The 21,900-nt window shown below is 38.3% G+C and carries 20 protein-coding genes and 3 pseudogenes; 17 read left to right on the top strand and 6 right to left on the bottom strand.

Annotation, left to right across the window (positions count from 1 at the left end; genetic code table 11):
- Positions 1–356: 356 nt before the first annotated feature.
- The 5 genes from EDC33_RS08200 to EDC33_RS08180 form a co-directional block, all read right to left on the bottom strand.
- Positions 357–716: a hypothetical protein gene (locus EDC33_RS08200; protein ID WP_124010808.1), complete on the bottom strand. Its 360-nt coding sequence runs from the start codon at positions 714–716 to the stop codon at positions 357–359.
- 17 nt (positions 717–733) lie between these two features.
- Positions 734–1,063, bottom strand: a complete 330-nt coding sequence (locus EDC33_RS08195) for a hypothetical protein (RefSeq protein ID WP_124010807.1) — start codon at positions 1,061–1,063, stop codon at positions 734–736.
- A 77-nt stretch (positions 1,064–1,140) separates the two neighbouring features.
- Positions 1,141–2,118: a hypothetical protein gene (locus EDC33_RS08190; RefSeq protein ID WP_124010806.1), complete on the bottom strand. Its 978-nt coding sequence runs from the start codon at positions 2,116–2,118 to the stop codon at positions 1,141–1,143.
- A gap of 206 nt (positions 2,119–2,324) precedes the next feature.
- A complete protein-coding gene (locus tag EDC33_RS08185) occupies positions 2,325–3,179 on the bottom strand; it encodes a GIY-YIG nuclease family protein (RefSeq protein WP_124010805.1) in 855 nt (284 codons plus the stop codon).
- Positions 3,180–3,315: 136 nt separating this feature from the next.
- Positions 3,316–5,109 (bottom strand): GmrSD restriction endonuclease domain-containing protein, encoded by a 1,794-nt coding sequence (locus EDC33_RS08180; protein ID WP_124010804.1) that lies wholly within the window; start codon positions 5,107–5,109, stop codon positions 3,316–3,318.
- Positions 5,110–5,310: 201 nt separating this feature from the next.
- Here EDC33_RS08180 and EDC33_RS08175 point away from each other — a divergent pair, with 201 nt between their 5' ends.
- Positions 5,311–5,463, top strand: a complete 153-nt coding sequence (locus EDC33_RS08175) for a PAS domain S-box protein (protein WP_124010803.1) — start codon at positions 5,311–5,313, stop codon at positions 5,461–5,463.
- Positions 5,464–5,622: 159 nt separating this feature from the next.
- Positions 5,623–6,249: a rhomboid family intramembrane serine protease gene (locus EDC33_RS08170; RefSeq protein ID WP_124010802.1), complete on the top strand. Its 627-nt coding sequence runs from the start codon at positions 5,623–5,625 to the stop codon at positions 6,247–6,249.
- Between the two features lie 124 nt (positions 6,250–6,373).
- Here the strand turns inward: EDC33_RS08170 and EDC33_RS08165 are convergent.
- A pseudogene (locus EDC33_RS08165) lies at positions 6,374–6,661 on the bottom strand (IS30 family transposase); the annotation flags it as partial.
- Here EDC33_RS08165 and EDC33_RS08160 point away from each other — a divergent pair.
- From EDC33_RS08160 to galE, 15 genes and pseudogenes are all read left to right on the top strand, one after another.
- Positions 6,591–7,385 carry a response regulator gene (locus EDC33_RS08160; protein WP_229716700.1) on the top strand — a complete coding sequence of 265 codons (795 nt, stop codon included), beginning with the start codon at positions 6,591–6,593 and terminating at the stop codon, positions 7,383–7,385. The pseudogene EDC33_RS08165 and the gene EDC33_RS08160 sit on opposite strands and share 71 nt — an antisense overlap.
- A gap of 652 nt (positions 7,386–8,037) precedes the next feature.
- Positions 8,038–9,081, top strand: a complete 1,044-nt coding sequence (locus tag EDC33_RS08155; protein ID WP_124010801.1) for a LacI family DNA-binding transcriptional regulator — start codon at positions 8,038–8,040, stop codon at positions 9,079–9,081.
- Positions 9,082–9,269: 188 nt separating this feature from the next.
- Positions 9,270–9,443 (top strand): LacI family DNA-binding transcriptional regulator, encoded by a 174-nt coding sequence (locus EDC33_RS08150; RefSeq protein WP_124010800.1) that lies wholly within the window; start codon positions 9,270–9,272, stop codon positions 9,441–9,443.
- A gap of 152 nt (positions 9,444–9,595) precedes the next feature.
- Positions 9,596–9,826, top strand: coding sequence for a type 1 periplasmic-binding domain-containing protein (locus EDC33_RS08145; protein ID WP_124010799.1), 231 nt, complete (start codon positions 9,596–9,598; stop codon positions 9,824–9,826).
- 229 nt (positions 9,827–10,055) lie between these two features.
- On the top strand, positions 10,056–11,285 hold the full coding sequence (locus EDC33_RS08140; protein ID WP_124010798.1) for an ABC transporter substrate-binding protein: 1,230 nt from the start codon (positions 10,056–10,058) through the stop codon (positions 11,283–11,285).
- A gap of 53 nt (positions 11,286–11,338) precedes the next feature.
- Positions 11,339–12,196 (top strand): carbohydrate ABC transporter permease, encoded by an 858-nt coding sequence (locus EDC33_RS08135; RefSeq protein ID WP_124010797.1) that lies wholly within the window; start codon positions 11,339–11,341, stop codon positions 12,194–12,196.
- Positions 12,197–12,199: 3 nt separating this feature from the next.
- Positions 12,200–13,018, top strand: coding sequence for a carbohydrate ABC transporter permease (locus EDC33_RS08130; protein WP_124010796.1), 819 nt, complete (start codon positions 12,200–12,202; stop codon positions 13,016–13,018).
- 239 nt (positions 13,019–13,257) lie between these two features.
- A pseudogene (locus EDC33_RS12780) lies at positions 13,258–14,429 on the top strand (alpha-galactosidase); the annotation flags it as partial.
- Positions 14,415–14,801, top strand: coding sequence for a GH36 C-terminal domain-containing protein (locus tag EDC33_RS12775; RefSeq protein ID WP_346255834.1), 387 nt, complete (start codon positions 14,415–14,417; stop codon positions 14,799–14,801). The pseudogene EDC33_RS12780 and the gene EDC33_RS12775, both read left to right, overlap by 15 nt.
- 81 nt (positions 14,802–14,882) lie before the next feature.
- Positions 14,883–16,385, top strand: a complete 1,503-nt coding sequence (locus tag EDC33_RS08120; RefSeq protein ID WP_371868318.1) for a glycoside hydrolase family 32 protein — start codon at positions 14,883–14,885, stop codon at positions 16,383–16,385.
- 45 nt (positions 16,386–16,430) lie between these two features.
- Positions 16,431–16,546, top strand: a pseudogene (locus EDC33_RS12770) (carbohydrate kinase); the annotation flags it as partial.
- Between the two features lie 208 nt (positions 16,547–16,754).
- Entirely contained in the window at positions 16,755–18,944 is a 2,190-nt protein-coding gene (locus EDC33_RS08115; RefSeq protein WP_124010795.1) for an alpha-galactosidase, read from the top strand.
- A 186-nt stretch (positions 18,945–19,130) separates the two neighbouring features.
- On the top strand, positions 19,131–19,520 hold the full coding sequence (locus EDC33_RS08110) for a DUF624 domain-containing protein (protein WP_229716701.1): 390 nt from the start codon (positions 19,131–19,133) through the stop codon (positions 19,518–19,520).
- A gap of 199 nt (positions 19,521–19,719) precedes the next feature.
- Positions 19,720–20,910: a galactokinase gene (locus EDC33_RS08105; protein WP_124010794.1), complete on the top strand. Its 1,191-nt coding sequence runs from the start codon at positions 19,720–19,722 to the stop codon at positions 20,908–20,910.
- On the top strand, positions 20,907–21,899 hold the full coding sequence (gene galE, locus EDC33_RS08100) for a UDP-glucose 4-epimerase GalE (RefSeq protein WP_124010793.1): 993 nt from the start codon (positions 20,907–20,909) through the stop codon (positions 21,897–21,899). Before EDC33_RS08105 ends, galE begins: the two co-directional genes overlap by 4 nt.
- The last annotated feature ends 1 nt before the right edge of the window (position 21,900 follow it).

The following is a 21,900-nucleotide window of genomic DNA, read 5'->3' as shown; positions in this document are numbered from 1 at the left end:
CTTGCAGCTTTCCTTGTATAAGGAGTTGCTTTTTTACAAGCCATAAACTACCACCTCCTGGCATAATGCCAATAAATTCTACGAAGTGGTATCGCCTAGTTCCTACTCTGTTATTTATTATACCAAATATAGTAAAAACACATCACTTATGATGGTTATCATCGTATCGCTCAATGATGCGGTTTTTCCTCAGATAAGTTATTCGTTAAATTACACTTATCGCGTTTCAGTTTTATCAATATTTAAATCAAACGCTTCTAAAGTTATTCAAATAGATGCGAAAATATCTCCTGAATACCATGGCGATATTCAGGAGATAATATTACTGTCATCATATTCCTAATATAATATTGTATTTAGTTGCTGTTTTTCAATTTAATCAGCAATGACTTTAATGTTTTATTTCTAAATCCGTATAAATCTTTTAAAGCTAGACCCATAGCAAGCCAAAAACTTGTCCCCTCAGAATTACGCTCCATGGGGCCGACTGTCTCCTCAAACAATGGAAATAATTCTTCGAACTGTGAAAAACGATATTGATAATTATACTCTTGCATCAGTAACAACATATGCATGAAATCGTTAAATTTCTTGTCCTTTAATAGCTTTTTTGTTTTACTGTCATTTTCATTCAAACCATATACGCAACTAAAGATTGCTCGGATTATTTCCTCGTCTATATAAATAAGGCCTGCTTCGTTTTCTTTGATATGCAATTCAAGTCACCTTTCTCTCATATCATTTCACAAGCTACGAGTGCATATTTTTTATTTGCATCTAACTTTATCATTTCCTTCTCAACTACTTTGAAATCTGCTTCATTATAAAATCCTTTTAATAAATCTTTCATTTCGTGAAGGTATAAAAGTGCTACCCATGCACCCCAATCTGTTTGTTTACCTTCGATTTCTTTATCTTCAATTTTCTGAAGGATAAAATGAAATGTGCTATGTGATTTTGGGAAAAACATACTAATTCGTTTAGGAATATTACCATTATAATCGCCGTTCTCATAATCAAATAAATCGTCTTCTAAATCCCCAATAAACACTTCAAGTTCCATTGCTCTTCCTCCTATCTCACTTATATTTAACCTCTTTTATTTCTATTCTCTCTATAATTCACGGTATGCTAATAAAATCACTTCCATGTTTCTTCTTTAAGCTTTTCAGCAATCAACTGAGTATCGAGTTCTTCTTTCACTAATCCATAATCAGTCAAATCAAAATATTTGGCTCCCAATAGCCCACCTGGAGAGACTTTTTCAAATTTTGTTTCAATGAATTCTGGGACTATAAAAAATCTATGCCCTTTATAAATTTGATAACCAAATTCTTCTTCTCCATGAAACATCGACTGCACAATATTATCTATGACTTCATCTGTTAATTGATCTTTATTGCCTTCCACTACTTCCCATTTGAATTTTTTGCTTTCCTTGTAATAGTCAGCATCGACAATGAGTTCAATTTTTCCGACACCTTTTATTTCTTTTCTTGTGTATAACCCTAAATATCTGTGGCGTCTATTATATGATCTGCTTGCAGGTGCGTAGTACAGTTTGTATTTAAAATTGTGATCTAATGTATCCCCAACCGGAAGTGCACGCATCAACCGGTCTTCGATGCTAATGAGATTAGCACCGTTACAGTAATCTTCATAGTCATCAATAATCATACTCATTTCTGTGTCATATTCGTTAATAACTGATCTGAAACTGGTAATTATATCCTCAAAGGCAGTGTCGATTAGTTGAACGTCTGTTCCTTTCTCATTTAATTTATTTCTTATCTTTACTTTATAATCTTCGTGTATTTGGTGAACATTGATGAGCATCAGATACTTATTTTTTTCTCCGTCAAAACTATCAGTATGTTTTATAATCTGGTCGATATCTTCTTGTCCGTATAGCTTTGTCTCTATAACAATTTTAAAGCTTTCCTGTGTAATTGCTCCATCTGGAACACTATGGTTCGCACTTGTTTGTTGTTCAAACTTTATCGTAGAGTTTATTGGCATGGTCTGTTCATCATTAGGTAATTGATTTAAGAACTCTTTGAAAACTCTGCTATCATGATGATATAATCTGCTGAACAAAAGCAGTGTGTTATTCGTCACCGTATTCTCCTTACTGGAATACCGCTGAAAATAATGAATATCTGGCATATTCTCTTCCTCACTTTCTGTATGCTTAACTTACTTTTAACCATTCCTAATTAGATTTAATTTTAAAATTAAAGATATGCTATTTAGCAACGTTTATTATCTTGGCTGACATAACCTGTTTATTATAACCAACTTCGATCTCATCATTAATAAGGAGACTAATATCGGGTCACGCACTCATCTAATGTCTTCCCGTCTTTCCTCTTCCACATGATCCATCCATTAGCGGGTTGGAGTGCGACAATTGAAGCTGCAGTAGAAGGTTTAGTGAAAGTATAGTCTTTTACAAATATACCTTCATCGTCGATTATTTTAGTTTCCTTTAGCTCATTAAGTAATCTGCCATTTGAAAAACTTTTGGTTGAGCTTGAAGCAATTCTTGACCCTTTTATAACTGTCATCCCATCCTGAGAATATATAGCTTTAGCATCCGATCCTCTGCTAGTAATATAATAATAATTGTCTTGATCTCTCATCTCTTTTTCATTCATTTTTGGCATAAATATAGGGAAGCCCAAAAAAGATAATAGATCTGCGATAGAACTATACATATCCATTAAATCCGCTTCTCTAGCTTCATGTACAAAAGACTGAGTAGGTGTATTCTGATTCAATGAATACCGATCCGCTTCTAACGCTCTTTGATAACAGTAATTCTCTAAGTATTTTATGTCTGCTTTTGTTAGTTGATTCTCTTCGCCTGTAGTCGTAAATACTACAGCCACAGACCAATCTCCTCTTTCTTTATGGTGACGCTTTAAACGATTGTATATAGTTTCACTTTCACCAATATATGCTGCCGCTCTATTGTGATCTATAACCGGCTCCTCTTCTTCGAACAAAAAGTATATGCCGTTATAATTGAGTTCTGGTCTATTCTCGATTGCTACATCAAGATCGAATCTTGGTATATATATTGCTTGAACAGTACGTGTGGGAATTTGTGATATTCTATAGCCTCTAGTATTACCACTTGGAAAATATGTTTGAATTGTGAAGGGCCTTTTTTTCAATATTATCCACCTCGAGTATCTTCATGTTCTTTATCTAAGTCTCTTTTCTGTAAATACTTATCCAGTATTCTCCTTCATTCATTTTGTGCATCCTGATCTTTTGATACTATAAATTGAATAGTTAATATGTTTTTATTTATAATGTTCTGTAATAATTTCGTATCTTCTCCATCATCAACGGTCTTCTCTCCTTGAGAAACTCCTGAAAGTCTCCAGCATCCATTTCAAAAATGGATTCGGGGATACAGTTCATCCTCAAATTATCTTCCAGCTCCGCTTCACTCGATATTTCTCCAATCACATGTTCCTGATTCTCAATCTGTTTCTTCACTGTTTCCATGTATTGGGCGGGCGGCTGATTGCTGAGTGCGAGGTTCACCGTCTGCTCAGTGTATACGTAGTTGGCGATCTGGTTGTAGATAGAGTAATGGTCGAAACCGTTCTTCTGAAGGTAGTTCTTCGGGAACACATGATGCACATCTCCCCGTTCTTCTATCAGCTGCTGGACTCTGATGGATTTGGATAGGAATGCGTAGTCGTTGTCATAGATCTGCGCCATTACATAAAGGTTGAAGAATGGACTGTTGGATGTGGATGTTTCCAGATTTTCGAGGAATGTGTTCTCCCAGAATGCATCGGAGAGTTCCCCCTTCTCGACGGATTGAATGACATCACGCGGATTTTCTTTGGCGAACCGCTTGATGTCGGCGGAAAAGCGGCTTTCGATGGAGCTTGAATACCGTTCGGTCAAGGTGGATGAGACGATCCATTTCCTGACGGCGTGGTTGATGTCCGAGGAAGAGTAGTTCTGTTCCCTCAGCAGCAGGTATAGGGCATATGCGAAGTTCAGCACGGTGATCGATCGGACGAGCTTCTTATCGATCATGCCGGCTGATTTGACGATCATGAGGAATCTCTTGAAGTTCGTTTCATCGACAAACTGCATTACACCGTCCTTCAGGTCGGTGAAGGATGATTCTATGATTTCATCCTTGAATTCCCGTGTCTCGAAATCCCTGCCCGACAACAGACTGACGAGGTTGGAGAGGGGGCCGCGCAGGAACTTGAATGTATAGGCGACCCGCAGTACATCGGAATAACTTGGCTGATAGATGTTACTGTTGTAGTCCTTGAGCCACTGTATCTTCCTGAAGGCCTCCGTCTGTGAGAACTCTGCATCATTCGCACGGATGTTCTCAAAGATGTTCGGATGCTCGATGAGGTGTGAGAAGTAGTCGATGGTCTTGCGGATGATCGGTCCGTCGTGCTGGCTGTTCACCGATATTTTGGACATGACGAAATCGGCCTGGCTCAGGCTGACGCCTGTAGAGTTGATGCGGATGAAGATTTCCGTCACCATCTTGATGTCGAGTGTATGGTTCAAGTCTATGATGCCGAGCGTACTATGACGGATGTTGATCAGACGCTGGATGATCCGGTTCAGTTCATCAGGATTCATGCCAGGGTTATTGTTGCAGTACTCCGTAATGAAATTGAATGAACTGAAGGTGGGTTTGAATATCTCTGCGATATCCGGAATCCACCTTTTGTCTTTCAGTATCGCCGAGTTCTGGACTTCGAATTTCTCCTTTTTCGGGTGGAAGGCGATTTTGATGCGCTTCTTCTTGTACTTCCCATCCAGCACTTCATGCCCTGAAATGGCAGCCATAAGGGCAGTGACACGCTGCTGTCCATCGATCAGTATCTTCTTCCCGTGTGAAACGGTGCCGTCCTTGAGCCGTGCATCGGGGTTCTGCCATGTGATGATATAGCCGATGGGATAGTCCTTATATAGGGAGTCCAGGAGATCACGGACTTTCGTTGCACTCCAGACGAAGGGGCGCTGGATTTCAGGAATCGCGACGATGCCTTCGTCAATCCAGCCGAGCAGGGCATTTACTGTACTGTTGTTCACATTATAGTTGGACATGGTATACATCCTTTACGAGTGTGTTTGATTTCATGATAGCAGAATTCTTTAATGCTGGTATAATAATCTGAAAATTTAACATGTGCAGAATTTGATGATGAAGGTAGAGGAAGAGTGTCTTTCTCCCCAGGCTACTGCCATATTTGAGTGTAGACATGGTATATTTGTAAATACCAATATTCTGTACAAAGGGTGGGCACTATGACAAAAAAACTTTTTACATATGAAGAGTTTCAGTCTCTGATCGATTCTTCCTATGATGGTATCCACATCACCGATGACAAGGGAGTGACGCGTTTCTACAATAGGGCGTGTGAGGAGATAGAAGGTATAAGCAAAGAGGATATCATATGATTATTCTTTACATAACAAGTATATATAATTGGAAAATATTATATATATTTACCATATAATTATAAAATAATATAAGCCGTTGTAAAATACAATTTATTGTTAGAATATTTAAAAAATTAACATATTATACTATAATGGTATTTATAAGGAGGACAACACATGTTTATTTTTGATCTTTCATTTAAGCATTTTTTGAAAAATTATAAAGTTACGGCTTTATTAATTTTTCTTGTTTTGTTTAATGGTATTATTACATTGGTTTTTTATGGTAGTTATAATGATCAGAGTGTTGAAAAAATGGGGGCATTGGTTGATTCGAATATTAGAGAATTAGAGCTTTGGAGACTTTTCACTTACTCTTTAGGCCATATGAGTGTCTTACATCTAATACTTAATCTTCCTATGATTTATTTCTTAGGGAGGCCGTTAGAAAAATATTTTGGAAGTCTTAACTTTATAGCTGTTACTATATTTATTTCCTTAATTACAGGAATTCTAATAACTATGTTTCATTATGGGATTTACCCTCTTAGTGGAAGTTCTAGTTTTGGCAGTGGTTATTTAGGAATATATTTTTTCTTTATATTATTTTATTCAGATAAATTTTATAAACAAGATTATAGTTTTCTATTAATGATTATCGGATCTTTTGTTATATCAACTTTTGTAATACCTGATATTTCTATTGTAGGCCATATTGGAGGATTTCTTGTTGGGTTTATAGTTGCTGTTATTTTTAATACATTTCGTAAAAAAAATCAGTTGAAAGTTAAAATTGAAGTCTAATCAAATCATGCGAGTTATTTTAATTTTGAATTGTATAGAGAGCGTAAAATAGTTTGTGTAAATGAATAAATAGAAAAAGGGCATCCTTTTCTTGTAATTTCGTTTGTCAAAATAAGCTAGACAGTTACTTATCACCCATGTAACTCAAAAACACTTCCAACGGTGTACGGTAGTCCAATGGTTTTCTCGGTATGTGGTTTCTTCTTGCGGCGACGGATGAGACGAAAGCCTGATCGACCGTGTTGAAACCCATGTCTTTGGGCAGTCCATCCTTTCTGAGCAGTCCATTGGAATGTTCATTCAATCCCCGTTGGGACGGTGTCCCTGGATCGGCAAAGTAGATGGACAGATCATTTCGATTGCTCATCGACTGCCAGTTTGAGAATTCCTTGCCACAGTCGAAGGTGATGGATGGATTGGAAGTGTGCCGGACGATCCAGCTGGATGACCGGAGGGTGCCGATCCTCATGCTGACGGGCAGGGGGGAGAGCTACGACATCATCCATGGCCTCGACATCGGGGCGGATGACTATGTCGTGAAGCCGTTTGATCCGAACGAACTGATTGCACGGATGAAATCGGTCCTTAGGCGGTCCGTCCATGCGGCCGGAGTGGAGGAAATCATCGAGATGGCAAACATGACCATCATACCGGATGAACACAGGCTGGTGATCAATGGCGTGGAACTCTTCATGCCGCCGCGTGAAATGGCGCTGCTGCATTTTTTCGTCACCTGGCCGGACCAGGTCCTATCGAGGCAGCAGCTGCTGGTGGTGAAGAAGATGGCAGGGCGCATCACCGGGGCCGACAGGAAGTTCGCAACAGAGCTTCTGGAAGAGGTAGGATTGGGCGATAAGCTCAAGAAATACCCATCACAGCTTTCCGGTGGGGAACGCCAGCGTACCGCAATCGCGCGTGCTTTCATCAATGACCCGAACATCATACTGGTGGATGAGCCGACGGCAAGTCTCGACAGCAGCCGTGCCTTCGGGATCGTCGAACTGATTTCAGAAGGGGCAAAGAAGTGGAACAAGGCTGCAGTCATGGTCACCCATGATGAACGCATGCTGAAGTATTGTGACCGCGTCTATGAGATTTCCGATGGTGTACTTAAAGAGATGGAACAGACAGTATAATAATATATAGGAAAAGGAGAAGATCAGATGATCTTCTCCTTTTTTCATGCCTATATCCTTAACTGTGGTTAACTTCAATATAACATGAAATTCACATGGCGTTTTTTGCATCAAAGGTGGCTAAGTTGATTATAAAATCCACCATATACATCCTGCATTTAACGGTCAATTTAAAACAATAAAATCCCGTGAAGATGAAGTATGTATCTCCTGGGAAAAGGATCAAGACTTCTGTAAGCTTGCAATTGATTTAAATACGAATAAGTCTGTCATTACTTATAATGATATGAATGGCAATACAGTAGAATATATTATTTAATCCTTCTAAAACCCGTATCACTCTAGATAATTGATATGGGTTTTTGTTCCTTACCAATTCCCTTCTCCTTAGCCTTAGCTCCTATTTACTTCCTACTAAAAACTCCATAATTCAATAAAAATTCTTATTGTTTGACTACAAAAATCTATTAAGACCCCTTTATCACAAGTAAACTTTTACTAAAAATAAAAGAATTATACGATAATAAGCATGATTTTTTATAAAATTCGATTTATTTTATATATTTGTTATTGAAAGCGCTTCACACATCTGATATTATGAAAACATAGTTAGTAAATATTTAGTAAATACCAAGCGGTGGGATTTGATAATATGGTAAGGATAAAAGATATTGCTGACCGAGCAAAAGTTTCCTCGTCCACTGTATCAAGAGTTTTAAATCAAGATGAAACTTTGTCTGTGGCAGATGAGACGCGAATGAGAATTATACAAATTGCTAAGGAAATGGATTATAAAACTGTACAAACACGTCGCAGCAAGCAATCCCAAAAAGGTGATACACCTAGAATTGGAATTATGCTTTGTCAGTCATTAGATGAAGAGTTAGATGACCCTTATTTTCTTTCTATAAGACACGGGATTGAAAACAAATGTAATGAACTAGGATTATTTAATAGTGAATTATTCAGATATCATCATTTCAATCCAGACAAGATGAATAGGGAAGAAATGGATGCGCTTATTATAGTTGGTAAGGTAGATGATGAAGAAATTGCTCGTTTGAATATTGATGAGAGCAAAATTGTTTATATTGATTATAGTCCGGACGTAATGAAATACGATTCTGTTGTTGTTGAATTGACAAAAGCGACTGACCTATTATTGGATCATTTATTTGGTCTTGGTTATCAGCAAATAGGTTATATAGGTGGAGTACAAGAGAAGCATTCGAAAGAAGGAAACATTGCATTTGTAGATGATCGGCAAACTACTTTCGAAAATCGAATGAAGCAAGCTGGGCTATATGATGAAGAATATGTCTATATCGGTAAATTTACCATGACGGAAGGTTATAGATTAATGAAAATGGCTTTAGAAAAGGGAAAGCTTCCAGAGGCATTCATTGTTGCCAGTGACCCAATGGCCATCGGTGCTCTGAGTGCATTACAAGAAAGTGACCTGAAAGTTCCTGGAGATGTTGCCATTGTAAGTATTGACGATGTCGAAATGGCAAAGTTTGCAAGTACTCCATTAACTACTATCCAACTTCCTGCAGAAGAAATGGGAAAAATAGCGGTGAAATTACTGTTAGACCGTTTTGAGGGAAGGGAAATCCCTTTGAAAATCACTGTTCCAAGTAAATTAATCATTCGAGATAGTTGTGGGAGTCGTATAAGAAGTAAGCAAATGGGATAACTTTTTTAAATTTTAAGGGGGTGAGGAATGTTGGATGCTAGGCTGTAATAGAAAATATTAGGCTAGTTGCCAAAACTTATACTCGGTTAACCTTTTTTCATACATTATGAAAGCGATTACTAAAATGGGAAAAAGGAGAATTATATGAAGAAGTCAGTAAATACTTAGTAAAGTTAAGAGGTAATTAGATGGCGACGGTTAAAGATATAGCAAAAAATGCTAATGTATCAACTTCTGCGATTTCAAGAGTATTGAATGGTGATAGTTCACTATCAGTTACTGAGGAAACCCGTAACCGTATTAACACAATAGCTCAGGAATTAAAGTATGAGCCGGTGCGAAAAAGCCGCATAGCCGCATAGAGATGGAAAAAGAGAATAACGGAGACGTCTTGAATATTGGTATTATCCTATGCCAATCGCTTGAGGAAGAATTGGACGTCTCCTATTTTTTATCAAACTAGCAAGGAATTGAAAAAGAATGTTCGGAACAAGAGGTGGTATATCCCCGTATTTTGCGTTTGAACAGTATTCAATCCAAATTAACATTAAATGAATCTGATGGATTAATCGTTGTTGCTCGGTTAAGTAAAGAAGAATTAGAGTTGGTTAGTGACCATATAGAGAACATTGGTTATATTAACCACTCAACAGAAGAAGATAAATATGATTCCGTCATTGTCGATTTTGAAAAGGCAACAGGGGATGCATTACATCATTTATTGAAACTAGTTGTTCTGAATTGACAATAAGAGAGAGCTGCGGGGGGTTAGGGAAGATCTCCATTCTAGTACATGAAAACCCCCTTGCAACGTTTTATCAATTCTAATTCATAGGGGATGCTTTACAACTTTTTGGGTAAAGTTTTGAACTATTAGGGTTTTAGAAATCAGTTCATAGAATGAAAAGGCTACCTTTATGTATTTAGGCAAATGCTTTCTCAAAATGTAGGGAATGGTGAAGGAGGGGTTTACGATGACAAAGATAACAAAAAAATTATTATGCATTGCCATGAGCACCATTTTACTTGCCGGGTGTACGGGAAGCAGTTCAGCTAATGGCAAAATAACTTTAGAATTTTTCTCGGTTAAATCAGAAAATATTGGTATTTATCAAGAGTTGATCAAGGAGTTCGAAGCAAAGCACCCCAATATTCATGTTGATTTAGAGCAGCCACCAGAAGCGGAAACAGTATTGAGAATGAAATTAACCAAAAATGATACACCGGATATTATCGCTTTTAATGGGAACCCAACCTATGGAGAGATAGCGGAAGTCGGGGTCTTGCACGACTTTTCGGGTTCGGATCTGGTAGATAAGGTTCAGCCAAAATACTTTGATATGCTTGACCGTTTGGTAGGTCCGGAGCGCGATGGTGTGTATGGGTTGCCATATGCGACAAATGCCGATGTCGTTGTTTACAATAAGCAAAAATTCCAAGAGTTAGGCCTGGAAATACCAAAAACATGGGATGAATTTATCAATTGCTTGGAAATAGCAAAGAAGGCGGGAGAAACGCCAATTGAATTTACACTGTTGGAACCTTGGACAACCTTGCCGGTGTGGAATACGCTCGCAGCTAACCTTGTACCAGAAAATTTTGGTGAACTAAAGGATGCTGGAAAGACATCGTTTGCAGAAACTCATCAGGAAGTTGCAGACAAAATGTTAACATTACTTCAATATGGCCATAGAGATAATTTTGGTATTGATTATAATGGTGGAAATCGTGCCTTTGCATCTGGAGAGGGGGTTTTCTATTTACAAATAAACTCGAGCGTTCCTGAGATCAAAAGGATCAATCCGGATATCGAACTGGGAACTTTCCCATTACCTGTCACCAATGATCCGACAGAAACAAAATTAGTTTCCGGAGTGGACGTGGCGTTAAGTATTAGTAAGGATACCAAACATAAAAAAGAAGCGTTGCAGTTTATTGAATTTTTGATGAAAAAGGAAAACTCCCAGAAGTATTTAGAGGATCAAAAAACATTTTCAGCGATTAAAGGTGTTACACAAGATAACTCGACCTATGATGGGATTAGGGGCTATTTTGAAAAAGGAAAATTAGTAAGCTTTCAAGATCATTATTACCCTACAGGCCTAGGACCTGAAAATAACATTCAAAGTTTTTTAATCGATCAAGATAAGGAAGCGTTTTTACAAAAATTAGATAAGGAATGGGAAAAAGTACAGAATCGCTAGGAATAGGTACAAGGAACGGACACAATTCATCATCTTAAGAAGGAGAGAAAAAAATGGCGAAGATAAATAAAACGTATCTACTAATGATTATTCCTGCGTTAGTTGTATTTTTTTCCTTTCATACACTTCCACTCCTGCAGGGAATATTTTATAGTCTCACCGATTATCGAGGATATGGTACGTGGGATTTCGTAGGATTTAAAAACTATTTTAACGTGTTTCAGGATGGGCGTGCACTAAATGCGTATGGATTTACCTTTAAGTTTGCTATCGTGTCAACGATCATCGTAAACATCATTAGTATACTAATTGCCATGGGGCTGAACGCCAAAATCAAATTTCGCAAATCATTACGAGCCATTTATTTCTTGCCGTATATTTTAAGTCTGTTAATCATCGGCTATATCTTTAAATTTATGTTTACGCATCTTTTACCACAACTCGGACGAACACTCGACTGGGATTTCCTTTCTACGAATATTTTGGGCAATCCGGATTTGGCTTGGGTTGGAGTGGTTATCGTTGCGGTGTGGCAGGCGGCAGCGTTTAATACATTACTATATTTGGCTGGACTTGCAACCGTTGATGAACAAATTTATGAAGCGGCAAATATTGATGGGGCTGGATCATGGACTAAGTTTTGGAAAATAACGTTTCCGATGATTGCTCCATTTTTCACCATCAATATGGTAGTTGCGATGAAAAACTTTCTCATGGTCTTCGATCAAATTGTCGCATTGACAAATGGGGGACCAGGTCATGTAACCGAATCGATTTCACTATTGATTTTCAGCAGTGGTTTTGGTGGAGAATTTGCCTATCAATCGGCAAATGCGGTGATATTCTTTATTGTAGTTGTCGCTATTTCCATATTCCAACTTCGTCTTCTTGAACGAAGGGAGGAGCAGTAAATCATGAATAAACGAGTCAATTGGAAAATAACTACTCTTTTAATTGCGGGTTCCATTTTTATTTTGTTTCCGCTCTATTTAACGATTGTCGTAGCCTTTAAGTCTCCAGCAGAAATGTCAGAGAATGTGTTAGCTTTACCTAAATCTTGGAGTTTAGATAACTTCTTAGAAGCGATAAAAGTGACAGACTTCTTTGGAGCCTTGGGCAATAGTATCTTCGTAACCTTTTTTACCGTCGTATTGACGTTGATTGTCCATTCGATGATTGCGTATGCGATTGCTCGTAATTTGCACAAAAAAAGATTTAAACTTCTTTATTATTATATTATTAGTGCTATGTTCGTGCCCTTCCCGGTCATTATGTTACCGGTTGTTAAAGAGGCAAGTTTCATTGGTCTGGATAATTTAGTCGGTCTTGTGCTGCTAAACCTTGTGATGCAGTTGGCACTTAACGTATTTATTTATGTTGGGTATATTAAGGCTATTCCTGTAGAACTGGAAGAAGCTGCGATTATTGATGGAGCAAGTACATGGCAGGTTTTCTGGAAAGTGGCATTTCCATTGATGACGCCAATTCATGCTACTGTTGCCATTCTTACCGCCCTTTTTGCCTGGAACGATTTTATGCTGCCACTTGTGCTCTTAAGTGATTCCAGCATGTATACTTTGCCGCTCATTCAGCATGCATTCCAAGGTGAGTTTAGTACGAATTATAATTTGGCATTCGCTTCCTACTTAATGGCGATGCTGCCAATGATTATTATATACGTATTTGCTCAAAAATGGATTATCGGTGGTGTAATGCGCGGGTCTGGTAAATGATGACGTTTATATAATGAGGAGAAAAAAACATAATCATATTTAACGAAACAAGAAAGAAATTCACCTACAAGCAAAGGATAACAACTATATTTTTCTGTATTACGAAATAATCAGCTCGGACACGTGTATTATAGTCAAAAAATAAGACACAAGGATTCATTCATCCATCTCATTACGAAGCGAAACTGATCCAATGTGAGCAGTGTCTATGAAGGGGAAGAGAGCTTTTCCCTGGAAATATTCAAACAGGAGTATCTGTCCATGGTACGACCGATTACCGCGAACCTGCCTTTCAGTTATTGCAGGAAAATGTCAGCCGGATCACTAATTTTGAGTATAATGGCCATCAAATTTTTCGGGAAAAAAGCAACTTAACGGATTGCCGGCAACATATGTGGAAAATGATGATGAAGCGAAAAGTCTGGAAATTTCTTTATACGGCAAGCTCATTGATGCAGAGCTCAAGCTTTTGTATACGGTTTATGAAAAATTTAATGTAATCACTAGGTCAGCAAAGTTTATCAATCATGGTGAAGAAAATATCAACCTATCAAGGGTATTAAGCGCCAGTGTGGACTTCCTTGACTCTGATTTTGAAATGATTCAATTATCAGGTGCATGGTCACGGGAACGGCATGGGCACTCCCGAAAACTAGCCCCTGGGATTCAACGCATTTCTAGTAAGCGGGGTGATGATAAGACTTCACTCGGAGACTGGTTTGTGGATGAACGAAAATTGCCAAATGGAATCACGACACTTGCGGAAAAGATTACGGCAATGGGGCTTGATTTCGGGTTATGGTTCGAACCGGAGATGGTATCCAAAGTCAGTGAGTCGTATAAGACGCATCCAGATTGAATTATTCATGAACCCAGAGGCCATCGCTCACACGGTAGAAATCAATATATTCTCGGTTTTTTCCGAAAAGAAGTGGTCGATCATATTTATCAAAGAATGGCAACTATATTGGGAGATGCACCTATTTCCTATGTGAAATGGGATATCAATCGGTATATGACAGAAATTGGATCAGTGGCACTAGCAGCGGAGCAACAACAAGAAGTCGCTCATCGATGTATTCTGGGAGTCTATGACTTATATGAAAGACTTACCGCAGCATTTCCCGATGTTTTGTTTGAATTTTGTGGCAGTGGGGGCGCCCGATTTGATCCGGGAATGCTGTACTATGCTCCACAAACATGAACAAGTGATAATACGGATGCGGTTGAACGGTTGGAAATCCAATACGGAATATCATTGGTATACCCAATCGGTTCTATTGATGCCCATGTTTCAGATATACCAAACCATCAATTAGGTAGAGAGACGAGACTTGATACTAGAGTAAATGCAGCTTATTTTGGAGTATTTGGGTACGAATTGGATGTTATCAAAATGACCGAACAAGAAAAAGCTCAAGTGAATCAGCAGGTTGCTTTCTATAAAGAAAACAGAAGCCTGATTTTTAATGGACAATTTTATCGAATCGACAGCTCGTTTAATAAAGAGGGAAATGTGACAATTTGGATGGTTGTTTCAGAAGACCAACAAGAAGCTTTAGTAGGTCGTTACCAGGTACTGTCATTACTTAATACTGGATTAAAACGGGTGCTGCTAAAAGGGTTGAATTCAGATTATGAATATGGAATAGAAGGATTGGAAAGTATTTTTTTTGGTGATGAATTAATGCATGCGGGATTGCAAATAGGTCTCTTTCCAATTGAAGAACGATCGGCTGATTTTTCATCGCAAATATTTAAGCTGTCTCGAAAGAATAGGTGATTGATAGCAAGCTCAGCTAGAATAAGTAACGATTTTAGTTGGAGTTTTTTGATTAATAGATTTAACGGGGAAGGTGATTTTTTGAATATACATAAGAGTAAAGTCCTTGAGGCAACAAAACATGTGGAGGAAAGAAGTAAAGAGTATGATGGAGGAAAATATAATCTAGGCTACCATATTTCGACACCAGCATGGATAAATGATCCGAATGGGCTCGTCGAATATAAGGGAGAATACCATGTATTTTATCAGCATCACCCATACAGTGAAAGTGGAGGACCGATGCATTGGGGGCATGTAAAAAGTAAAGATTTAGTACATTGGGAGCGTCTTCCGATTGCCCTTGCACCAACAGAAAAGTATGACAAGGATGGATGTTTTTCTGGAAGTGCAATTGTAAAAGATGAAGTACTTATATTATTTTACACAGGCTTTGTGCTAGAAGATGCAGAAAAGGCAATTTCAACCCAGGTGCAATGTATGGCGGTTAGTGAGGATGGAATTAATTTCACAAAAGTTGATCAGAATCCCATTATTTCAAAACCTCCTGCAGAGGGGTCTTACCATTTCAGGGATCCGAAAGTATGGGAGCATAATGGGTCTTGGTACATGATTGTTGGCACTACTAAAGAAGATGTAGGAAAAGTTGTTCTGTACACGTCGCTTGATTTGATTGATTGGGAGTATAGGGGCGTATTGGCAAAAAGTGATGATATCATGGGCTATATGTGGGAATGTCCCGACTTTTTCCATTTGGATGGAAAAGATATTTTGCTGATCTCACCACAGGGGATTAAGGCAAATGGGGATCAATTTAATAACCTTTATCAGACAGGTTATATTTCAGGTTCTTATAATTATGAACATAATAAGTATACAAGGAATCAGGATTTTCTTGAATTGGATAAGGGACATGATTTTTACGCCGCCCAGACTTTTGAAGATACCCAAGGTCGGAGAATAATAATTGGCTGGATGGATATGTGGGAATCGAAAATGCCTACTAAAGAAGAGGGGTGGGCCGGGGCGCATACACTGCCTCGTATACTAACACTAGAGGAAAATGATCAGGTAGTCATGAATCCCGTTCCAGAATTGGACTTGTTACGCAACCAACAGATTGAAAAATTGGAAAATAAGCAGATCACTTTGGAGTCAGAGTTAGTTACATTTGGCCAACTGGTCGAACTAGAGATGACATTTAACTTTCTCAATACAAATGCGAAAGTATTTGGGATCAAGCTAAGGTGTTCGGACGATGGAGAAGAGGATGTAGTAATTGGATATAATGTGGAAAGTAATAACCTGTTCCTTGATCGAAAACGGGCTGGTATGCCACAGGACAGTTTAAGACAGAGTGAACTTACTTGTCCAAATGGAAAATTAAAGCTTCACATCTATTTGGACAGATCATCGATTGAAGTATTTGCTAATGATGGCTTACTTGTAATGACTAGTAGAATTTATCTAAGTGAAACAAGCAATAAAATGAAGTTATTTACCGACCAAGGCTATGTAAATATGATGCATTTAGAATCCTGGAGTCTGAAAGATATTTGGGAAGAAGAAAGTGGGTTGGGTTGATTGGTGGATTCTACAGTTTGTTGTATTGGAGAGCTGTTGATTGATATGTTTTGTACAGATGTAGAAATTGAGTTGAAAAATAGAGGAAATTTTTAAAAATGACTGGTGGTGCACCTGCTAATCTGGCTGTAACGATTGCAGAGCTTGGAGGGAGTGCTTCTATGGGAATGAGCGAGAACTTCTCTCGACCATTCCTGTTAAGAGTATTGACTCTACCGGTGCAGGCGATGATTTTGTTGGGGCGATGCTACCGATGGCCACGCTATTCCTGTTCTTACAAAGGTTCTTTATTCAAGGACTAGCTGGCGGTGCTGTTAAAAGTTAAAGCAAGATAAGTAACAATAACACGATATAAAAGGAGTAAAGTCGATGCCAATTTTTTATAGCAATGAAAGTAAAGAATTTCACTTACAAGGAAAGAATGTAAGTTATATCCTTAATATACTCAGAAATAGCCAATTAGGCCATCTGTATTACGGAAAGAAATTAAGGCATAGAGACTCATTCAATCACTTATATAGGGAAGAATATAGAGATAATAGTACGAATGTATTTGAAGGAGATCAGACTTTCTCTTTAGATACTTTAAAGCAAGAATTTCCTGCTTATGGCACAACCGACTTCCGCGAACCAGTGTACCAAATACTGCAAGAGAATGGTAGCCGTATTACGAACTTTGAATACCAAGAGCATAAAATTTACAAAGGGAAGCCCAGCTTAGAAGGGCTCCCTGCTACTTATGTAGAAGATGAAAATGAAGCAACAACATTGGAGATCACATTATATGATGAAGTAATCGATGCAGAACTTGTACTGTTATATACAGTCTACGAAGATTTAAATGTTATTACACGTTCTGCTAAGTTTCATAATAATGGAAAAGAAAAACTGAACTTAACAAGAGCTTTAAGTGCTAATGTCGATTTCTTCGATAATGATTTTGAAATGGTTCATTTATCCGGGTCATGGTCAAGAGAAAGACATGTAAAAACCAGGAAATTAGAACAAGGCATCCAAAGTATATCAAGTGCTAGAGGTACAAGCAGCGCACATCAAAATCCATTTATTGCAGTCAAACGGCCGGATGCCAACGAATACCAAGGAGAAGTTTATGGCTTCAGTCTTGTATATAGTGGTAATTTCTTGGCACAAGTTGAAGTGGATCATTACGATGTTACTCGTGTACAGATGGGGATTAATCCTTTTGATTTCAATTGGTTACTAGAAAGAGGCGGAACTTTCCAAACACCAGAAGCAGTCATGGTATATTCTGATGAAGGTTTAAATGGGATGAGTCAGACTTATCATAAGTTATATCGTACTAGATTAGCCAGGGGTACGTGGCGTGATAAACCAAGACCAATATTAACGAACAACTGGGAAGGAACCTACTTTGATTTTGATGAAGAGAAAATTCTTTCTCTTGCAAAGGATTCCAAAAAGCTAGGTATTGAATTATTTGTCCTTGATGATGGCTGGTTCGGAAAGCGAGATGACGATACCACTTCCCTTGGAGACTGGTTCGTTGATACACGAAAACTACCAAACGGAATTACCGGGCTTGCTAATAAAATAATAGAGCTTGGACTCGAATTTGGATTATGGTTTGAGCCGGAAATGATTTCGAAAGTTAGTGAACTATATGAAAAGCATCCAGACTGGTTGATTCAAGTTCCTAATCGTCGTCTGTCCCACGGCAGAAACCAATTCATACTGGATTTCTCCAAAAAAGAAGTTGTTGATTATATCTATGAAATGATGGCAAAAACATTACATGATGCACCAATTTCTTATGTTAAATGGGACATGAACCGTTACATGACTGAAATAGGCTCAAATCAATTGCCGGCAGAAAGACAAAGCGAAGTAGCACACCGTTATATTTTAGGTGTATATGATTTGTACGAAAGATTAACAACAGAATTCCCGGAAATTTTGTTTGAATCCTGTGCAAGTGGTGGAAGCAGATTCGATCCGGGCATGCTTTACTATGCACCACAAGCTTGGACAAGTGATGATACAGATGCAATCGAACGTTTGAAAATCCAATATGGTACATCATTTGTTTACCCACTAAGTTCCATTGGAGCACACGTCTCAGCAATTCCAAACCATCAGGTAGGTCGTATGACTAGTCTTGATACAAGAGGAAATGTCGCTTACTTCGGTGACTTTGGTTATGAATTAGATGTCACCACAATGACTGAAGATGAAAAAGAAATTGTCAAAGCACAAGTTGCATTCTATAAAGAAAATAGAGAGCTAATCCAGAAAGGTACTTTTTATCGAATGCAAAGCCCGTTTGAAGGAAATGTTACAAGTTGGATGGTTGTCTCAGACGATCAATCAGAAGCGTTTGTTGGTCGATACCAGGTTCTAGGCGTACCAAACCCTGGACATAGCCGTCTGTTATTAGCAGGGTTAAAGGAAGACTATGAGTATGAAGTGGAAGGTGTTGAAGGTACGTACTATGGGGATGAATTAATGCATGCTGGTATTCACCTGAATCCTGCATTTGGTGATTACACTTCTCAAGTATTTAAATTAAGAAAAATATAAAATAATCAATAGGGGCACACATTATTTATTGGTGTCCCTTTAAATTCTCCTGTTGGTTTTCGGTGCAACCAAAGTAGATGTAACAAAGTAGGAGTGATTCACTTGAGTAGGGGATGGCATAGATAATATATCATTTCAAACTGTATTTTTAATATAGCTTTCATTAATATTTTATGGATAATATTTATGATTCTTGGGCTTGGTATTTTTGGTCTGTTTCCAGCCGCGGCAGCTATGTTTGCGATTGTTCGTAAATGGATTATATTAGGGGAAAGAGACTTTAATGTACTGCCAATGTTTTGGGAATTTTATCGTCAAGACTTTTTCAAGTTAAATGGGTTTGCCCTTCTTTTTTATGCTTTTGGGTTTTTCCTATATTTTGATGCTGCTTTCTTATTTCTAGATTCAGGTAGCTTTCAATATTTAATCCCGAGAGTTTTATTATTGATTATTGCATATCTCATTATATTACTATTTTTCTTTCCGGTATTCGCTCACTATAATTTTAAGTTTTTCCAATATATTAAACGAGCATTTTTACTTGCCGTTGTTCCCCGTTGGAGATTATTGGTATAGTTTTAATTGCTGCAGCACTATTTGGTTTTATATTGTGGATTCCAGGAATTATTCCGTTGTTTACGGGAAGTGTAATGGCGATCAGTATGACTTATTTGAGTAAACATAGACTAAGCAGGATTGTAAAGAAAGTTGAGTAGTAAGATAAACTTAATAAATTAATTTAATTAACTATCTTCAAAATCATAGGAGGTTTACTATGGACACGTTTAATTTAATGGAAGAATTCAAAACCATCTACCAAACAACAAATACTCCAAAGGCTTTCTTTGCTCCAGGTCGGATTAACTTAATAGGAGAGCATACGGATTACAATGGAGGACATGTTTTTCCCGCATCCATTTCGAGCGGTACCTATACGCTTGCTCAAAAAAGAGAAGACCAAAAATTTCGCTTTTACTCGATGAATCTAGCAGGCAAAGGAGTAATCGAGTGCAGCCTTTCTGATCTGGACTTCAAGGAAGAAGATAGCTGGGCAAATTATCCAAAAGGGATGATACAACACCTGATAAAAGCGGGTTATAATATTACTTCAGGTGCAGATATCCTTTATTATGGAAACATCCCGAATAGTGCTGGCCTGTCATCATCTGCATCGATTGAGTTAGCTACAGGTGTATTGGCAGAAGGTCTATATGATTTAGAGATTAATAGAGTTGATATGGTGCAAATTGGCCAAAAAGTGGAAAACGACTATATTGGTGTAAACAGTGGAATCATGGATCAGTTTGCAGTTGGTATGGGGAAAGAAAACCATGCGATTTTGTTGAATTGTGATACGTTGGAATATCACTATGCGCCAGTGGAATTAACAGAACATATCATCATGATTATTAACACGAACAAAAGCAGAACATTGGCAGACTCTGAATATAATGAGCGGCGTTCCCAGTGTGAGAAGGCTTTGGGAGATTTACAAACCGAACTTTCGATTGATAGTCTCGGTCAATTAACAAAAGAAACATTCGATAATAATCAGCATCTAATCAAAGATGACGTCGACAGAAAACGTGCGAAACATGCCGTTTATGAGAATGCCAGAACTTTGGAAGCTTTAGAAAAGCTACAACAAGGAGATCTTCAGGCATTTGGTCAGTTGATGTATGCCTCCCATGATTCACTTAAAAATGATTATGAAGTAACAGGACTGGAATTAGACACAATCGTTGATGCTGCAAGGAAGCAAGAGGGAGTTCTTGGTGCACGCATGACAGGTGCCGGCTTCGGTGGTTGTGCCATTGCCATCGTGGAAACAAACAAGGCAGAGGCGTTCAAGAAAAATGTAAACAGCATTTACCGTGACACTATTGGGTATGATGCCACATTCTATACTGCGAGTATTAAAGATGGGGCAAAAGAAATCAATATAGAGGAAGTGTTGGCTATATGAGTATCTTAGTTTTAGGTGGGGCAGGGTACATTGGGTCACATGCCGTACATCAACTAATCGACAGTAAGAGAGAAGTTGTGGTTATCGACAATCTGGAGACAGGGCATAAAAAAGCATTACATCCAGAGGCAGCTTTCTATGAAGGTGACATTCGAAATAAAGAATTTTTGCGCACTGTCTTTCAACAAGAAAAAATTGATGCTATCATCCATTTTGCAGCACATTCTCTTGTCGGTGAATCGATGGAAGCACCATTGAAATACTTCAACAATAACGTTTACGGAACACAAATACTGCTTCAAGTGATGACGGAATTCGATGTGAAACGAATCGTATTTTCCTCAACAGCTGCAACTTACGGTGAACCAGAAGCTGTACCAATAACTGAGAGGATGTCAACGAACCCGACAAGTACCTATGGCGAAACAAAGCTGACAATGGAGAAATTAATGAAATGGACGGAAAAAGCACACGGTATTCAATATGTTGCTCTACGTTATTTTAATGTCGGTGGTGCAAGAGAAACGGGAGAAATCGGTGAAGACCATCAACCGGAAAGCCACTTAATCCCAATCATTTTACAAGCTGCACTCGGCCAGCGGGAACAGATAACCATTTTCGGTGATGACTATGATACACCTGATGGTACGTGCATCAGAGATTATGTCCATGTGGAAGATTTAATTCATGCACATCTGCTGGCGCTGGATTATCTGAATAATGGAGGAGAGAGTGACATCATTAATCTGGGAAGCAGCCAAGGATTTTCAGTGAAAGAGATGATTGATACGGCAAGAGAAGTAACAGGTGAGGAAATACCAGTCCAAATCGGTTCACGCCGTGCCGGTGATCCTGGCACGCTGATCGCCAGTGCGGAAAAAGCGAAACAGATTCTTGGATGGGAGCCATCACGCACATCCATTGAAAAAATTGTCAAAGATGCATGGAACTGGCATGTATCCCATCCAGATGGATACGGAAAGGAGTGAA

The sequence above is a fragment of the Salinicoccus roseus genome, from assembly GCF_003814515.1.
GTDB lineage: Bacteria > Bacillota > Bacilli > Staphylococcales > Salinicoccaceae > Salinicoccus > Salinicoccus roseus.
Note: the sequence above shows the minus strand (reverse complement) of the source record. Positions and strands in the feature narration are given on the sequence as shown.

Bases quoted from the DNA above. Each gene is read 5' to 3' on its own strand.
- EDC33_RS08195 (WP_124010807.1), bottom strand. From the start codon at position 1,063: ATGGAACTTGAAGTGTTTATTGGGGATTTAGAAGACGATTTATTTGAT.
- EDC33_RS08180 (WP_124010804.1), bottom strand. From the start codon at position 5,109: ATGTCCAACTATAATGTGAACAACAGTACAGTAAATGCCCTGCTCGGC.
- EDC33_RS08175 (WP_124010803.1), top strand. From the start codon at position 5,311: ATGACAAAAAAACTTTTTACATATGAAGAGTTTCAGTCTCTGATCGAT.
- EDC33_RS08170 (WP_124010802.1), top strand. From the start codon at position 5,623: ATGTTTATTTTTGATCTTTCATTTAAGCATTTTTTGAAAAATTATAAA.
- EDC33_RS08160 (WP_229716700.1), top strand. From the start codon at position 6,591: ATGGACAGATCATTTCGATTGCTCATCGACTGCCAGTTTGAGAATTCC.
- EDC33_RS08155 (WP_124010801.1), top strand. From the start codon at position 8,038: ATGGTAAGGATAAAAGATATTGCTGACCGAGCAAAAGTTTCCTCGTCC.
- EDC33_RS08150 (WP_124010800.1), top strand. From the start codon at position 9,270: ATGGCGACGGTTAAAGATATAGCAAAAAATGCTAATGTATCAACTTCT.
- EDC33_RS08140 (WP_124010798.1), top strand. From the start codon at position 10,056: ATGACAAAGATAACAAAAAAATTATTATGCATTGCCATGAGCACCATT.
- EDC33_RS08135 (WP_124010797.1), top strand. From the start codon at position 11,339: ATGGCGAAGATAAATAAAACGTATCTACTAATGATTATTCCTGCGTTA.
- EDC33_RS08130 (WP_124010796.1), top strand. From the start codon at position 12,200: ATGAATAAACGAGTCAATTGGAAAATAACTACTCTTTTAATTGCGGGT.
- EDC33_RS12775 (WP_346255834.1), top strand. From the start codon at position 14,415: ATGACCGAACAAGAAAAAGCTCAAGTGAATCAGCAGGTTGCTTTCTAT.
- EDC33_RS08115 (WP_124010795.1), top strand. From the start codon at position 16,755: ATGCCAATTTTTTATAGCAATGAAAGTAAAGAATTTCACTTACAAGGA.
- EDC33_RS08110 (WP_229716701.1), top strand. From the start codon at position 19,131: ATGATTCTTGGGCTTGGTATTTTTGGTCTGTTTCCAGCCGCGGCAGCT.
- EDC33_RS08105 (WP_124010794.1), top strand. From the start codon at position 19,720: ATGGACACGTTTAATTTAATGGAAGAATTCAAAACCATCTACCAAACA.
- galE (WP_124010793.1), top strand. From the start codon at position 20,907: ATGAGTATCTTAGTTTTAGGTGGGGCAGGGTACATTGGGTCACATGCC.